Origin of the sequence: Streptomyces sp. NBC_01276, from assembly GCF_041435355.1 — a bacterium.
In the GTDB taxonomy this organism is placed as follows: Bacteria; Actinomycetota; Actinomycetes; order Streptomycetales; family Streptomycetaceae; genus Streptomyces.
Window position 1 is genome coordinate 167,003 of record NZ_CP108442.1, and the last position, 15,792, is coordinate 182,794.

Here is a 15,792-nt window from a genome sequence, read left to right on the forward strand (position 1 = left end):
CAATTTGCTGGTTCCGCAGCGCGTTCCGGCGTGCGGGCATACCGGGGAAACCCCGTGACGATTCGCGATGTGATGAACCGGAGGACCCCGGCGGACGCGGCGGACCCGGCAACCCCGGCAGACCCGGGCGGCCGGTGACGGCGCCCGGTTTACGAGGCCTTGACGTCCTGCTGGATGACGCGCTCGATGTTCCGTTCCGCGAGCGCGGTGATGGTGACGAACGGATTCACGCCGATGGAGCCGGGAATGAGCGAACCGTCCGTCACGTAGAGGTTCTTGTAACCGGAGACCCGGCCGAAGTCGTCGGTGGCCTTGCCCAGCACGCAGCCGCCGAGCGGGTGGTAGCAGAAGTCGTCGGAGAACGCCTTCAGCTGCTTGCCGAAGAGGTCGTAGCGGTACATCGTGGTGTTCGCCCTGTTCACGCGGTCGAACAGCGACTTCGCGGCGTTGACGGCGGGGGTGTTCTGATCGCGGGTCCAGCGCAGGTCCGCCCGGTCCTTCGCGGCGTCGTACACGAAGGCGCCGCGCTCGGGGTTCTTGGTGATCGCCAGGTAGAGGCTGACCCAGGTCTCCACACCGGCCGGCATGGGGGCGATCTCGGCGAAGACGGGGGCCGTGGGGTTGTCCCAGTCGTCGATGCCCAGCGCGGGGATGGACGACTGGCTGGCACCGGTGGGGTTCCACACGTGGTTGGCGCGGGCGGTCATGATGTTGCCGTTCGGGCCCCAGCCCGCGCCGATCTCGGAGCTGAGGTCGGGCAGCGTTCCGGTCTCCCGGGCGCGCAGCAGCAGTTCGGTGGAGCCGAGGCTGCCGGCCCCGAGGAACAGGTGGCGGCAGGAGATCTCCCTGGTGGCGAGCAGCCTGCCGTCGGCGTCCTTCTGCTCGACGGTCAGCAGGTAGGTCCCGTCCTTCTGCTGCCGGATGGTCCTGGCCTGGTGGAGGGTCTCGATGGTGACCTTTCCGGTGCCCAGTGCGGCGGCCAGGTAGGTCTTGTCCAGGCTCTGCTTGCCGTGGTTGTTGCCGTAGATCACCTCTGCGGCCAGCGCGGACTTGGGGACCTCGCCGTTCGCCTCGCGCCGCATGTAGTCGAAGTCGTAGACGTTGGGGACGTGCACGGTGCCCAGGCCGGCCTTCTGCGCCTGGTCACGCGAGACGCGGGCGAACTTGTACCAGTCGGTGCCCTCGAACCAGCCGTTGTCGATGTGGTTGACGCGCAGCATGGAGTTGGCGCGCGGGAAGTAGCGGTCGTACATCGCGGCGGAGTCGACGCGCGGGAGCACCTCCTCGAAGTACGAGCGCTTGGGGGCCACCGCCATGCCGCCGTTGACGAGGGAACCGCCGCCGACGCCGCGGCCCACGTACACGGACATCTGGTCGTAGTTGACCCGGTCCAGGACACCGGCGTAGGGGTCGATGTCACGGTTGGCCAGGTCGAGCCAGAGGAAGCTGCCGAGCGGCGCCTCGGTACGGGTCTTGAACCAGCTGGAGCGCTTGTCGGGCTTGAGCATGCCGGAGAAGACGTTGCCGTCGGGGCCCTGCTGGTTCCACAGCTGTCCCATTTCGAGCATGACGGTGCGGACGCCGGCCTCGCCGAGCCGCAGGGCGGTGACGGCCGCGCCGTAGCCCGTCCCGATGACGACGGCGGGGACGAACGCGGGAGTGCCGGCGCGGTCGGCGGCCAGGGCCCGGGTGGCGCCGATGGTGGTGCTGCCGGCCATGGCGGCGGCGCCGAGGGCCGCGAGTCCGAGCATGCGGCGGCGTGAAAGGTGCTGTTCCACGGTGTGTACCTGGCTTTCCGGAAGTGGTGCGAGCGGTGGTGCGGGAGGGAGGCGGTCACGCGGCGCGGCGCGGCCCGCCGGGGCCCGGACGGGGCGGGCCGGGCTGGACCTCAGGGGGTCCCTGGGACCTCGGGGGTCGTGGAGGGCTCGTGCAGGGTGATGGCCGCGCAGGGGCACTGGTCGGCGGCCTCGCGGACGGCGGCGCGCACTGCGGCGGGCGGCCGGGCGTCGAGCAGCAGCACGACGCCTTCGTCGCTCTGGTCGAAGACCTCGGGGGCGAGGAGGGTGCACATGCCGGCGCCGCGGCACAGGTCCCGGCTGACCTCGACCCCCATCGGGTCGCCGGTCACCAGGCGACGGGCAGCGCGTACACGCCGTAGACCTGCATGTCGTGGCGGAGCCTGATCTCCTCGGGCGGGCAGGCCAGGCGCAGTGCCGGGAAGCGCTCCAGCAGGGCGGTGAAGCCGACGCGCAGTTCGATGCGGGCCAGCTGCTGGCCGAGGCACTGGTGGATGCCGTGCCCGAAGCCGAGGTGGCCGCCGGCGCGCCGGGTCACGTCGAAGGACTCGGGGTCCTCGAACCGCTCGGGGTCGCGGTTGGCCGCGGCGAGGGAGACCATCACGACCTCGCCCTCCTTGATGAGGACGCCGTCGATCTCGACGTCCTCCAGGGCGGCCCGGGTGGGGCCGTGGTGGACGATGCTCAGGTAGCGCAGGCTCTCCTCGACGGCGCCCTCGATCAGGGAGGGGTCGGCGCGCAGCGCGGCGAGCTGTTCGGGGTGGCGCAGCAGCGCGAAGGTTCCGAGGGCGAGCTGGTTCGCGGTGGTCTCGTGGCCGGCGACCAGCAGCAGGAAGGCGATCGACGTCAGTTCCTCGTCGGTGAGGTCCGGGTCGGCGGCGATCAGCCCGCTGAGGATGTCGTCGGTGGGCTCGGCGCGCTTGAGCCGCACCAGGCCCTGCAGGTACGTGCCCAGCGACAGGAAGGCCGCGGTCACGACCTCGGTGGACTCCCCGAAGCTGCTCCAGACGTGCGTGTCGTGCTGGAAGCCCGCACGGTCGGCGTAGGGCACGCCGAGCAGTTCGCAGATGACCAGGGACGGGATGGGCAGCGCGAAGTGCTCGAAGAGGTCGGCCTCGGATCCGAGGCGTTCCATGGCGTCGAGGCGCTCCGCGACGATGCCCTCGATCCATTCGGTGAGCATCCTCATCCGGCGGACGGTGAACTGTCCGACGAGGAGCCTGCGGTAGCGCTGGTGCTCGGGCGCGTCGTGCTGGATGAACATCCCGGGCGGTGCGGCCGGGGCCTCCTCCAGGGTCGCGGCGCGCGGTACCGGGGGGTGCTTGAGTTCCCCCCGGGCGCTGAACCGGTTGTCGGCGAGGACGGCCCGCGCGGCGGAGTATCCGGTGACGAGCCAGCCGAGGTGTCCGTCGGCGAATTCCATCCGGGTAATGGGTTCGGTCCGGCGCAGCGACTGCGTCGTCGGCGGCGGGTTGAAGTATCCGTCTCGGACCGTGGAAAAACTCACCGGTGCACCCTGGCTCATTTCCGCCCTTTCCTGTCCTGCATGTATTCATTGACCGTGGCGGGTTTCACTGGGGCCCGATGGGAAATGGGCATCGAAATCCGGCCTCACTATGGCCTCTATTCGGCCCCGGCCACGCAGTTCGATCACCGCCAAAAGGAAGGTATGAAGACGCGGTGAAGGGTGTCAACGAAATCAATCCCTGGTGCGCTAACCCTGTGGGCGGGGAACGGAGGGTTCGGTTACCGCCGGTACCGCAGGTGTTTCGGTTCGGTTCGGTTCGGTGCCCTCCCGCAGCCGGGGTACCGCACCCGCCCGGAGCACTACGGGTGCGCCGGGCCGGCCCCGTCGGAGAGCAGCCGGGCCATCGCGGTGAGTCCGGTACGGCCGTCGACCCGCAGTTTGCGGTAGACGTGGGTGAGGTGCTTCTCGACGGCGCGCGAACTCACCTCCAGCCGCTCGGCGATGGCCTTGTTGGAGGCACCGCGGGCGGCGAGCGCGGCGACCCGGCGCTCCGTGCGCGTCAGCGTCGCCGCCACGTCCTCGCCCCGGGAACCGGCGATGCCGTGCAGCGCCCGGCCCGCCCGCTCGACCATCCAGGGCGCACCGCAGTCGAGGGCCTCCGCGCGGGCCCGGGTCAGCCGCTCCTCGGCCTCGGCCCGCCGCCCCTGGGCGAGCAGGCGGCGGCCGAGGAGCAGCGAGGTGCGGGCCCGTTCCAGGGCGTTGGCCGAGCCCTCCAGGGTGAGCGCGGACTCCCGCAGCAGGGCGATGCCGCGGGCGCCCTCGGTGATGGCGCCCTTGCCGCGCTGGGCACGGCCGATGGCCACCGGGCTGCCCCAGCTCACGGCGCGCGCGTACTCCTCGTCCATCAGGTCGTGGGCCCGGTCGGGCCGGCCCATCCGGTAGTGCAGCGCGGACGCCCACGTGCGCCAGGGCACGATGGCCGGGTTGCGCCAGTGGGCGCGCTCGGCCGTGCGGCCCCAGTCGAGGAAGCAGTCCAGGGCGGTCGGCAGGTCGTCGCGCAGTACCGCGGCCGAGCCGTGGATGAGCCGGCGCAAGGAGGGCCGGTGGCCGGGGACGGCCTCCTCCCGGCGCCCGGACAGCAGGCGTTCGCACAGGGCGGCGTCCCGGGCCTCCAGGGCGGCCAGCACGACGGGCGCCAGGGTCTGGAGCGTGGCCCAGTCGGTGACGTCCAGGGCGAGCGCCTCCGCGGCGTGCTCCCTCGCTCCCGTCAGGTCGCCGCGGGCCAGGGCGAGGCGGGTGAGTTCGACGGCGATGAGGGCGCGCGGTACGTCGGCGTTCTCCCTGCGGGCCCGGTCGTGGGCGGTGTCCAGCCAGGGGCCGATGGTGGCGAGGGAGTCGGCGGCGACCAGGACCTCGGTCAGCAGCGGCAGGGCGGTGTGCACGTGGTCCGGGGCGGCGGGTTCGTGCTGCAGCAGCCGCTCCGCGAGCGCCACGGCCTCCGCGGCGTTGACCGTCTGGGCCAGGGCCGCGCCGTGCAGCAGTACGGTGACGAGTTCGCGTTCGGCGGCCGTGTCCAGGCAGGGGGCGGGGCCCAGGGACCGCAGGCGGCCGCCGCAGGTGTCCGGTTCCTCCGGGCCGGCCAACGCCGCGTGCCGCAGGCGCGCTTCCAGGCGCAGCGCGTGCCCGCGGGCGGCGCCGGTGAGCGTCGCCGCCTCCCCCAGTTCCGCCGCGGTCCTGACCACGGTGTCGACGGTGGCGGAAGGGGCGCCGTCGAGGAGGAACGGCGGGATCAGGCCCGCCACCGGGGCCCGCCGGTCCGTGTCCGGGAACAGGAACAGTGCCTGGGCGAGGTGCCGCAGCGCCGCCCGTGGCGCGAAGTCCCGCTCGATCATGGCCAGTTCCACCAGCAGCTCGGCGCGGTCCGGGCCTTCGGGTGAACTGCCGAGCAGGGCGCGGCGCAGATAGCGGGCCGCGGTGTCGGGAGCCGCGCGCCGCAGGGCCGAGCCCGCCGCCGCCCGCAGTACGTCGGTCTCCCAGTCCTCGTGGCAGGAGGAGGCGGCGAGGAGCTGGGCGGCGGCCCGTTCCGCCGGGTGGCCGCCCAGGTGCAGCAGCAGGGCGGCGTGCACCCGGATGCTCTCCGCCTCGGCCGGGGTCATGGCCTCCTCGACGGCTTCGCCCACCACCGGGTGGACGAATCGGGGCACGGGGCCTTCGGCGAGCAGACCGAGCCGGCGCAGCACCCTGAGGGCTTCGATCCGGCCGGTGCCGTCGAGGCCGGCGAGTCTGCCGATCAGCTCCTCGTCCGCGCCGTCGCCGAGCACGGCGAGAGCCGTGGCGAACTCCCGTACCGGCGCGGGCTGGTCGCGCAGGACGACGGCGAACCGTTCGTGCAGGGCCGCCGGGCGGGCCGCGTGGACGGCCCGGACGTCGTCCGCGGACCCGGGCCCTTCCCCGGTCCCCGGCAGTGCGTCGAGGATGGCGGTGAGCAGCAGCGGCCGGCCGCCGGTCACCTCGTGGCAGGCCCGTGCGTAGGCCGGGTCGACGGGGCGCCCCGTCAGGACGCCGACCAGGTCCGCGGTGCCCTCGGGCGGCAGCGGGCCCAGCCGCACGACGCGGGAGGCGCGTTCGACGAGCTGCTGGAGCCGGGGCGCGTCCTCGCCGGGGTCGCCTTCGCGCAGGGTGACGACGAGGGTGACGCGCAGCCCCGCCACGCGTCCGGCCAGCAGGCCCAGCCGGCGCAGGGAGGTGACGTCGGCCCACTGGAGGTCGTCGACGAGCATGAGCAGCGGTGTGCGGGCACTGTACTCGGCCACCAGCCCGAGGAAGCCGTCGTCCTGCGGGGACCCCACCGACGGGCCCGCGCAGTCGCCGGGCGGCGCGGCGGGGGCGCCCGGCAGCAGGGGGGTCAGCAGCTGGCCGAGTACGCCCGCCTCGAAGTCGCGTTCGAACACGGCTCCGCTGGCGGTGACGACGCGCAGGCCACGGCGTTCCGCCCGCTCCGGCAGGGCGCGCAGCAGGGCGGTCTTGCCCGTGCCCAGGCCGCCGGTGACGACCACCAGCGAGCCGCCGCCGGCGCCGTGGCGCACCGCGTCCATGGCGCCGGTGATCAGGTCGAGCTCCTTCTGGCGGTGCAACAGGGGCCTCATCGTTCCTCCGTGTGTTCTGGGACGGCCCGGGGAGGGCCGGGTGTGGCTCACGGGCCGGGGAGCCGCGCCGCCGCCCGGCCCGTCGCGCCGGGCGGGACGGGCGGGACGGGCGGGACGGGCGGGACGGGCGGGACGGGCGGGACGGGCGGGACGGCGGCGTCATGTGGACTCCCCCGCCGTCCGCCGCAGCGCCGCGGCCAGCTGGGGCCGTCCCCGGATGCCGAGCTTGCGGTAGACCTTGGTCAGGTGGAGCTCGACGGTCCGGGGGGTGACGGCCAGTTCCTCGGCGACGGCCCGGTTGCCCAGGCCGTCGGCGGCGAGTGCCGCCACGCGCAGCTCGGCGCGGGTCAGCGCTCCCGTACCCGCCGCGGTCCTGTCCGGGGCCACGCCTCCCGCTCCCCGCCGCACGGACGCGGCCGGCGACGGGGAGGCCGACGGGAACCGGGGCGACGGCAGGCGCTCGGACGGGGACGGGGGCGCGGAACGGGACGGCGGCGCGGAACGGGACGGGAGCGGGAGCCCGGTGGTCCCGGCCCCGGGGGCCGCCCCCCGGTCGCTGCCGAGCAGGGAGTCGACGGTCAGGTGGCCGGAGGACGGGGCGGTGCCGAGGGCGACCAGCGCCTGCCGGTACTGCCAGCTGACCGGCCTCCCGCGGCCCGGAGCCGGGATTCCCCCGACGCCCGCGGCCCCGGCCCCCTCCCCCAGCGCCGCGGCCATGGCGGTGGGCGAACCCCACAGCAGGGCCCGCCGGCGTTCCTCCGCGAGCAGCGCCGCGGCCGCCGGGTCTCCGGGCTCGCGGGCCCGCGCAGCGGCCGAACGCCACGGCAGCACCGCCGGGTTGACCGCCTGCCGGGCCAGCAGCTGCCGCCCGCACTCCAGCAGGTCGGCGAAGGCCTGGTCGCGCATTCCGCCGGCGAGCCGGACCCGGCCCCGGGCGTACAGCAGGTAGGCCCAGGGCAGCCCGCCCTCGGCGCCGGGCGGCAGCTCGGTCGCGAGGGCCCGCTCGGCCGCCGTCCTGTCGCCCCGCCGCAGGTGCAGCAGGGCCCGTAACGCGAGGGGGCCGGGAGCCATCAGCGGGTGCCAGCAGCGGCTGGGCATGATCGCCTCGCACCGGTCCAGGGCCTCGGCGGCGGCGCTTTCGCGGCCGGCGCGCAGTTCGGCGAGGCAGGTGACGAGCAGGGCGAGGCCCGCGACCGCACGCGCGTCGCTGCGCTCGGCGCCCACCAGGATCTCGTCGAGCGCGCGGCGCGCCTCCGCGGTGTCCCCGGTGAGGACGAGCGCGTGCGCGGCCGCCGCCCGGACGGTGGGCGGAACGTGCTCGCGCACCCGCGGGGCCAGTGCCGTCCGGGCGAGCCACCGGGCCCGGTCGATGTTCCGGCCGTGCTGCGCGGTGCGCCAGGCGGCGACGGCCGCTTCGGCGGAGCGTTCCGGCGCGGGCGGGCCGGTGTCGGGCAGGAGCGGCTCGCCGCTGTCGGCCGGGTCCGGCCTGCTGTACTCGGTGATCCAATGGAGGGCGCGCAGTCCCGACCGCTCGGCACTGCCCGGGCGGGCGGCGTCGGCGGCCCTGGCGATACGGGGGCGGGGGGTGTCGACGTCGCCCCGGGCCACGAGGAGTTCCGCGGCGTGCAGCAGGGCGCGGCCCGTCTCGGCGTCGGCGACCGCGTCGGCGACGGCCGCGGTCCCGTCGCCGGGGGTCTGCAGGGCGCGGTACAGGTGGCGGCTCGCGGCCTCGGGTCCGGTGGGCAGCACGGCCGCGCTCAGGTCGGTGAGGAGCCGGATCCGCAGGGCGGGTGGCACCGGCTCGCGCAGCGCCCGTTCGAGCAGCCGGGCCGCGCGGTCGGGCCGGCCGGTGGCCCGGCACTCCGCGGCCTCGCGGCGCAGGGCCTCCACCGCCCAGGTGGCCCCGATCCGGCGGGCGTCCAGCAGCAGCCGGGCGAGCGCGCGGTCGGGCAGGGCCGCGCGGTGGGCCCAGTCGGCCGCCCGTGCGTGCAGTTCCTCGCGGTGTTCGCTGCCGAGGTCGGCGAGGACGGCGCGGGCCGCGGCGGCGGTCCGGAACGCGGGGCGTCGTCCCGGTGCGAGCAGGCCGGTTCCGCGCAGCAGTGCCAGGGCCCGGGAGGTGCCGAGGGCACGTGGGCCGGCCAGCGCGTCGATCAGGCCGGGGGTGCAGTCGGGTCCGGCGACGGCGATGGCGCGCAGGACTGCGAGGAGTTCGTCGGGCAGCAGGGCCAGGGTCCGTACGGTGCGTTCCCGTACCGCCTCCGCCGCGCTCTCCTCCAGCCGGCCGGGGTGGTCGGTGCCGGGCGTCCAGCCGTGCCGGACGAACCGTCCGACGATCGAGCGCATCAGGGCCGGGCTGCCGTCGGCGTGCCGGACCGCGTCGGCGAGGAAGGCCTCGTCCACCGGGGCCTGCCAGCTCCCGGCGATGAACTCGCCGACGGCGCCGTCCGACAGCGGGCCCAGGGTCAGCGTGTGGCGGGTCACGGCGTCCTCGCCGGCCAGGGTGCAGGGATCGATCCGTTCGTCCGCTGCGGCCGGAACGGCGCTGTTGCGGGACGTGAGGAGCATCAGGGGCAGCCCGGCCAGCCTGCGGGCCAGCGACCGCAGGGCGCGCAGCGACTGCGGGTCGGCCCACTGGACGTCGTCGACGACGAGGAGCAGGGGTCCGCCGCGGGCGGCCTCCAGGACGTCGGCGCACAGGTCCGGGTCCGTCGTCCGGCGGGGCCGCGCGCCGTCGGCGTGCCCGGCCGCTTGTCGTACGGTGCCGTGGGACGGGGAGCCGGGGCCGGTGCGGGCGGGCGCGGAGAGCAGTGCGCCGAGCCGCCCGGCCACGCCGTGGGGCAGCCCGGCCTCCTCCGCCGTCGCCCGGACGGCGGCGACCCCCATGCCCGCGCCCCCGGCCAGGGCCGCCGCGTGGTCGAGCAGTGCGCTGCGTCCCGTGCCGGGCGGCCCGTGGACCTCGACGAGCGCCGGCCGTCCCGTGCGCACCTGTCCCAGCAGGCCGTGCAGCAGGCCGGCCTCGGCGTCCCGTCCGATGAGGGCGGCCGGTTCCCCGGTCCCGCCCGGCCGCCTCCGGTGCGCCGGTGGCGTGGCGCGAACCGGGTGCTCCGCTGTCGTCCGCTCCATGACTGTCCGTCCTCCAGGGGTGTCGTGTCGATCGGGGCTCCCCCGGCTGCCGCCCGGGTGTGCCCCCGGCTGCGTGACGTCCCCGGGACTCAGGACGTGGCGGAGAGGCCGTCCGCCGGTCTGGGCGCGCCGGGGTGGCGGCCGAGGCCGCGCGGCAGGTCGGCGCGGCCGCGCACGTCGAGCTTGCGGTAGACGTTGGTCAGGTGCATCTCCACCGTGCGCGGGGTGATGAACAGGGCTTCCGCGATCCCCTTGTTGCTGTGGCCGCGCTCGGCGAGCGTCGCGATCCGGCGCTCGCTGTGGGTGAGGGAGTCGAGGGGGATGGTCGCGAGCTGCGGCATCCGGCCTCCCGCGGTCACCAGCGCGTCGCGCGCGACGGCGGCGAGCACGCGGTAGCCGCAGCGGGTGGCGAGGCCGATGGCCCGGCGCAGATGGCCGCGGGCGCCGCGGGCGTCCCCGAGGGCGAGCAGTTCACGGCCGAGCTGGTATTCGGCCTTGGCGAGGTCCAGCCGGGCCGGGGACTCGGACAGCAGGTCGACGGCCCGGCCCAGCAGGCCCGTACGGTCGCGGCCTTCGACGACCGAGGCCTCCGCGATCAGGCCCAGGCCCAGGGCGCGCGGCGTGCCCCAGCGGCGGGCGCGTTCCCGGGCGGCCGCGACGATGCCGGCGGCTTCGGCTCCCCGGCCCAGGCCGCCGAGGGTGGTGGCGGTGGGCAGCCACCAGGGGGCCAGGACCGGGTTGGCGATGCCGGCCTCCTCCTCGCTGCGGCCGCAGCGGCGCCACAGTTCCAGGGCGCCTTCCAGATCGCCCAGTTCCCGTAGGATCCGGCCCTTCGTGTACAGGTAGTGCTGCCATTCCCAGACGCTCCGGTCCAGGTCGGGCGCGGAACGGGCGAGCGCGTCGAGTACGGCGGCCGCCTGCCGGGGCTCGCCCTGGGAGAGGAGTACGGAGCTCAGCGCGATGCGCGCGAACGGTGGGGCCCCGGCCGGTCCGACGGCCTCGACGGCGGCCCAGGCGTCCCGTGCGGCGCCGGGTACGTCGCCGATGCCGTGGAGGATCAGGGACCTGCCCGCCAGCGCGGCGCGGCGCGGCCACAGCGGCGGGTGGGTCTCGGCCGGGGACAGCGCCTGGTCCAGTGCCGTCAGTGCTTCGTCGACGGAGTCGGCGAGCGCGAGCACGGCCGAGCAGCAGAACACGCCCCAGCCCGCGGTGCCCGGCTCGTCGGCGCGCAGGGCCTTGCGGGCGAGCGCGGCCGCCCGGCCCGCGGATCCGCCGTCCAGCGCGGCGAAGGCGCTGAGGGCCGCGAGCAGCCGCCGGTCGGCCGGGCTGTGTCCGCTCGGCACGGGCAGGGCGGCGGCCCGGGCGCGGGCCGCGGGCAGGGCCGTCCGGTCGTTCACCGCCGTGGCCAGCAGGGCGGATTCGACGGTGACGCGCACTTCGCGGTCGGCGGGCTCCGGGCCGGCACCGGTCCCGGCGCGCAGCTCGCCCAGCACCCGCTCCAGTAATCGCAGCGCCTCGGGGGCCCGGCGGGTGCCGAGCGCCATCATGGCGTACTGCACTGCGACGGGTGCCCGTTCCCGCGGGTGCGGCATGAGGTCGAGTGCCTGGCGCAGGTGCCACAGCGCGTCCGCGGGCGAGACGAAGGTACGGCCCGCCGCGCGGGCCAGTTCGACGTGCAGGTTGCCGCGCTCGGTGGCGGTGAGCCCGCTGCCCGGGGAACCGTGCAGCCAGCGGCCGGCGGCCCCGACGGTCGCACGGGTCGGTGCTTCGGCGAGGGCTTCGCGCAGCACGGCGAACATCCACGGTTCGTCGATCCGCTCCAGCAGGGCGAGCTGCTCGGCGACTTCGGCCGCGGGGCGCCCGGCGTCGCTGAGGACCCGGGCGGCGCGGACCCGCAGTCCGCGCAGCTCCTGGCAGTCCAGGGCCGCGAGGACCGCCGTGCGGATCCCCTCGCGCATCCGCGGCGGAGAGTCGGCCGGTACGGCCTCGATGTGGCGCAGCCGGCCCAGCGCGGACTCCACCTGCCGTCCGCTCAGCCCGCTGAGCGCGGCGAGCGGGTCGGCGGCGGCGCTGCCGAGCACGGCGAGGGCCGTGGCCACCTGCCGGACGGGGCGGGGGCCGGCGGCGAGGAACTCGGGGACCAGGGAGGCCAGCACGCTCTGGTGGACGGTGCCCAGCTGGTGCAGGGCGTCGGCGCCCGGCGGGATCCCCACGGTGCGCAGGGTGTGGAGCAGTCGGTCGAGCAGCAGCGGGTTGCCGCCGGTGATCTCCGTGCAGCGCCGGACGAACGGCTGGTCGGCCGGGGCTCCGAGGACGCGCGTGATCATTCGCTGGGTTTCGCGCTCGTCCAGCGGCCCGAGTTCCAGGAGGGCGCAGCGGTCCTGGGCGAGGATCTCTGTGAGCACCCGGGTACCGGGGCCCGGGACGCCGGTGCGCTGGGCCAGGACGATCAGCAGGGGCTGCCCGGCGGACCGGCGCAGGATGAAGTCGGCGCAGCGCATGGAGGCTTCGTCGCACCACTGGGCGTCGTCGATGACCAGGGCGGTGGGGCCGTCGGCGAGCAGCTCCAGGGCGCGCCGGTGCAGCCGGCGCCAGTCGCGGTGCGTATCGCGCGGCCCGGGGGCGTCGCACGGTCCGTCGGCCGCGTCCGGTCGTACGGGCGGGCTCTCGGGCGGGCTCTCGGGCGGCGGTTCGAGGAGGGCGTCGACCGCGCGGACCCGGCAGGCGGCTCCGGGAAGGCCGGCGACGCGGCGTACGGCCATGCCCTCGGCCGCCAGACGCTCGCTCGCGACGGCCAGCAGACGGGTCCGGCCGATCCCGGCGGGCCCCCTGACGAGCACGGCACGCGCGGTCCCCTCCCGGGCGGCCGCGGCGTGGCGCAGCAGGGCGTCGAGTTCGGCGGTGTGGGTGTCCAGGCTCCGGGCCGGGCCGTGGGCCCGGGCGGAACCGACCGTGACCACCACAGTATTTCCCTCTTCCTGAAACCGTTCCTGGCATCCGGTGTCCCAAACGCCATAATCCTCCCCCCGTACAAACAAGATCGTAGGCGACACCAAGGGAGAACTCGGAAGAGATCCGGCGGATTTGAGCCAGAATGCACTGATCCTTGGCCAAGGCGCGCCAGACGCCTCCAGCGGGGTGCGGTAAAGGGGCGCATCATTTCGGCCGTTCCGCTCGGCCGAATTCCCGAGCACCCGAAGAAACGACGGGAACGGCACGGCCGCGGACGGTGGAGGCGGAACGGTATTCGGCCATCAATTCCTTCTTTATGCCCTGCGCTATCGTGCCCGAACAGCCGTCCGCCGATGCCGAGAGACCGGAGCGCCCCGTGCAGTCCTCCCTGGAGCCCGCCTGCCCGCCGCCGGGCTGGGCCGTCTCGGACTGGCCCGCGGTGCGGCCCGTGCCGGCCGAAGGGGCGCTGGACCTGTGGCTGCTGCACGTCTCCGACGCGGGGCTGCGCTCCGTCGTCCTGGACCGGTCCCCGCTGGACGAGGAGGAACGCGCCCGGGTCGCGGCCTTCGTCTACCCGGCCGACCGCGACCGCTACGTGGCCGCGCACCTGACCCTGCGCCGGGTGCTCTGCGCCTACCGGGGCGTCACCCCGGCGGAGCTGACGTTCGCACGCCAGTCCTGCCCGTGCTGCGGCGGACCGCACGGCCGTCCCGTCCTGGCGGGCCCCGGTGGGCCGCACTTCTCGATGTCCCACACCGGCGGCCTGGTGTTGATCGCGGTGGCCGGGCGGCCCGTCGGTGTCGACGTCGAGCGGCTTCCGGCGCCGCACAAGGCCACCACGGTCGGCGAAGTGCTGCACCCGGCGGAGCAGAGGGAGATCCATGCCGCGCCGCCGTCGTTGCGCCCCGCGGTCTTCGCCCGGCTGTGGGCGCGCAAGGAGGCGTACCTGAAGGGACTCGGCACCGGCGTCGGCCGCGGCCCCGACCTGGACTACCTGGGCAACCCCGCACCCGGCGCCCCGGCCCGGCCGCCCGGCTGGACCGTGAAGGACGTACCCGTGGGACCGGAACACGCGGCGGCCCTGGCCCTTTCGCGCCCCGCCGGCGGCCCCGACCTCGTGGTCCGCTCCCACTTCCTCGGTTCGCTGGACCGGGCCGCGCCCCTGACGCTGAACGGGGTCCCGACCGGAGCGGATTTCACCCGACCCCTTCCCGGACGAGGCGCCCCGACGGAAAGCCGAATGACCGGAAGGTGAACTCGCGGACTTCCGGATCCGCCCCGGAAGTCCCCGCGGAAGGGACGCGAGCGCCGCCTCCCTCCCCAATGCGACCCCAATCCGGAGCCCTTTGGCTTCCGATCCGGCCGGGGGATCGAGCCAGCCGGAGAGGCCGAATCGAATACGGTTTCACGCCCGTGCGACTTCGGTGGCCGAAGGCCGGGGCAGCTGACCCACCGGGCAGCACGGGCCCGATACGAGCGCCCCCGCCGGGCGCCGGGCCGGCACCCCTCCTGAGCCGGAGTGGCGCCACCCGACGCCACTCGACGCCATCTGGCACCACCTGGCACCACCCGACACCTGACACCACCTGGCACCACCTGGCGCCACTCGGGGCCACTTGGCACCACTCGGGGCCGTCCGGCACCACCAGCAGCCCATGAGCACCGATGACACCAAGCACCACACCCCCGAACTCCATCGCATTTCCGCAGATCAGCGCGCTGTAGACCTCAACCCGATCCGTGGATGCCCGCGCACCCCTTGCGCATGGCGCCACTATGGCGCCATCATGGCGTCATGGACCTCACTCCGTATGTCGACACCCTCCGCCGCGAACTGGCGGTGGCCGCCGAAGCCGGCGGCGACGAAGCCCGAGAGCTGGCAGAGAGACTCACCGCTCCCCTGGAGTCGGCGACCCGGCTGACCATGCTCCACGTGCTCTCCGCCGCGATGGACGAGGTCACCCGTGAACTCGCCCCCGGCTCGGTCGACGTACGTCTGCGCGGCCTGGACCCCGACTTCGTGGTGACGCTGCCGCCCGTCGAAGGCGGCACCCCGGAGGTAACCGCCGCCCCCGTCGAACCGGTCGGCGCGCAGACGCCCGCCGAGGGCGACGAGACCGGCACCGCCCGCGTCAACCTGCGTCTGCCCGCCCATCTCAAGGCGCGGGCCGAGGAGGCCGCGAGCCGTGAGGGCCTGTCGGTCAACGCGTGGCTGGTGCGGGCCGTATCGGCCGCGGTCGACGGCGGCACCCGGCCGCGTACGACGCAGAAGTCCCAGACCGTCGGACAGAGCTTCACGGGGTGGGTCCGCTAGCCGCACCATCCCCTCGACGCCACCCGCACCACTTCACCCACACCGCGTCCCACCAGCGGGGACATCCAGAAGAGCCAAGAGGACGGGACAGCCATGCCTTCTTTCGACACTCCCGAACCGGTCTCGGTCACCGCACGCGTGGAGGCCGGTTCCATCCAGTTCACCGCGGGCGACCGCCTCGACACGGTCGTCGAGGTACGGCCCCGCGACCCGAAGCGGGACCTCGACGTACGGACGGCCGACCAGACCGAAGTCACGTACACGGGCGGCGTGCTGACCGTCAGGACTCCCAAGTCCAACCTGCTCGGCCGTACCGGAACCGTCGATCTGACGGTCGAACTCCCCACGGGCTCACGCATCGACACGACCGGTGCCTGGACCCAGGTGGTCGGCGAGGGCCGGCTCGGCGAGGTCCGCGTGAAGACCTCGTCGGGCGACGTCCGCCTCGACACGACCGGCCCGCTGAAGCTGACCGCCTCACACGGCTCGATCACCGTGGACCGGATCGAGGGCACGGCCGAGATCACCACCAGCTCCGGCAGCCTGCGCGTCGGCGTCGTCGACGGCCCCGCCGTCCTGAAGAACTCGCACGGCACCACGACCGTCGGCGCCGCCAACGGCGAGCTGCGGGTGAGCGGTGCCAACGGCGACATCGAGATCCGCCGGGCCGAGGGTTCGGTCACCGCCACCACCGCCCACGGCACCCTGCGCGTGGGCGAGGTGGCCCGCGGCACCGTCCAGTTGGAGACCTCCTACGGGGCCATCGAGGTCGGCGTCCGCGAGGGCACGGCCGCCTGGCTCGACGTCAACTCGGGCTCCGGCCAGGTGCGCAACTCGCTCACCGCGTCCGAGACCCCGGGGGAGGCCGAGGACACCGTGAAGATCCGCGCCCGCACCCGGTACGGCAACATCGACGTCCGCCGCGCCAAGGCCTGACGCCAAGAGCACCGGTCTCCGCCCACGGCTCACCCGCCCCTCCATTCAATTCCGGCC

The 15,792-nt window shown here is 74.9% G+C and carries 9 protein-coding genes; 3 read left to right on the plus strand and 6 right to left on the minus strand.

Annotated features, from left to right (window positions below):
* Positions 1-149 precede the first annotated feature (149 nt).
* The 6 genes from OG295_RS00525 to OG295_RS00550 all read right to left on the minus strand — a co-directional run bounded on the left by OG295_RS00525 (position 150) and on the right by OG295_RS00550 (position 12,496).
* Positions 150-1,751 (minus strand): GMC oxidoreductase, encoded by a 1,602-nt coding sequence (locus OG295_RS00525; protein WP_371681060.1) that lies wholly within the window; start codon positions 1,749-1,751, stop codon positions 150-152.
* A 137-nt stretch (positions 1,752-1,888) separates the two neighbouring features.
* Positions 1,889-2,128, minus strand: coding sequence for a ferredoxin (locus OG295_RS00530; protein ID WP_371674951.1), 240 nt, complete (start codon positions 2,126-2,128; stop codon positions 1,889-1,891).
* On the minus strand, positions 2,125-3,303 hold the full coding sequence (locus tag OG295_RS00535) for a cytochrome P450 (RefSeq protein ID WP_371674952.1): 1,179 nt from the start codon (positions 3,301-3,303) through the stop codon (positions 2,125-2,127). Before OG295_RS00535 ends, OG295_RS00530 begins: the two co-directional genes overlap by 4 nt.
* 320 nt (positions 3,304-3,623) lie before the next feature.
* Complete coding sequence (locus tag OG295_RS00540) at positions 3,624-6,410, minus strand: AAA family ATPase (RefSeq protein ID WP_371674953.1); 2,787 nt, start codon at positions 6,408-6,410, stop codon at positions 3,624-3,626.
* Positions 6,411-6,569: 159 nt separating this feature from the next.
* On the minus strand, positions 6,570-9,533 hold the full coding sequence (locus tag OG295_RS00545; RefSeq protein WP_371674954.1) for an AAA family ATPase: 2,964 nt from the start codon (positions 9,531-9,533) through the stop codon (positions 6,570-6,572).
* Between the two features lie 89 nt (positions 9,534-9,622).
* A complete protein-coding gene (locus tag OG295_RS00550; protein WP_371674955.1) occupies positions 9,623-12,496 on the minus strand; it encodes an AAA family ATPase in 2,874 nt (957 codons plus the stop codon).
* A 320-nt stretch (positions 12,497-12,816) separates the two neighbouring features.
* On the opposite strand from OG295_RS00550, the gene OG295_RS00555 reads away from it, so the two are divergent.
* The 3 genes from OG295_RS00555 (at position 12,817) to OG295_RS00565 (ending at position 15,735) form a co-directional block, all read left to right on the plus strand.
* A complete protein-coding gene (locus OG295_RS00555; protein ID WP_371674956.1) occupies positions 12,817-13,740 on the plus strand; it encodes a 4'-phosphopantetheinyl transferase superfamily protein in 924 nt (307 codons plus the stop codon).
* A 540-nt stretch (positions 13,741-14,280) separates the two neighbouring features.
* A complete protein-coding gene (locus OG295_RS00560) occupies positions 14,281-14,799 on the plus strand; it encodes a toxin-antitoxin system HicB family antitoxin (protein WP_371674957.1) in 519 nt (172 codons plus the stop codon).
* Positions 14,800-14,892: 93 nt separating this feature from the next.
* Positions 14,893-15,735 carry a DUF4097 domain-containing protein gene (locus OG295_RS00565; protein ID WP_371674958.1) on the plus strand — a complete coding sequence of 281 codons (843 nt, stop codon included), beginning with the start codon at positions 14,893-14,895 and terminating at the stop codon, positions 15,733-15,735.
* Positions 15,736-15,792 lie beyond the last annotated feature (57 nt).

Coding starts and splice junctions, on each gene's coding strand:
- OG295_RS00525 (WP_371681060.1), bottom strand. CDS start 1,751: ATGCTCGGACTCGCGGCCCTCGGCGCCGCCGCCATGGCCGGCAGCACC.
- OG295_RS00540 (WP_371674953.1), bottom strand. CDS start 6,410: ATGAGGCCCCTGTTGCACCGCCAGAAGGAGCTCGACCTGATCACCGGC.
- OG295_RS00545 (WP_371674954.1), bottom strand. CDS start 9,533: ATGGAGCGGACGACAGCGGAGCACCCGGTTCGCGCCACGCCACCGGCG.
- OG295_RS00560 (WP_371674957.1), top strand. CDS start 14,281: ATGGACCTCACTCCGTATGTCGACACCCTCCGCCGCGAACTGGCGGTG.
- OG295_RS00565 (WP_371674958.1), top strand. CDS start 14,893: ATGCCTTCTTTCGACACTCCCGAACCGGTCTCGGTCACCGCACGCGTG.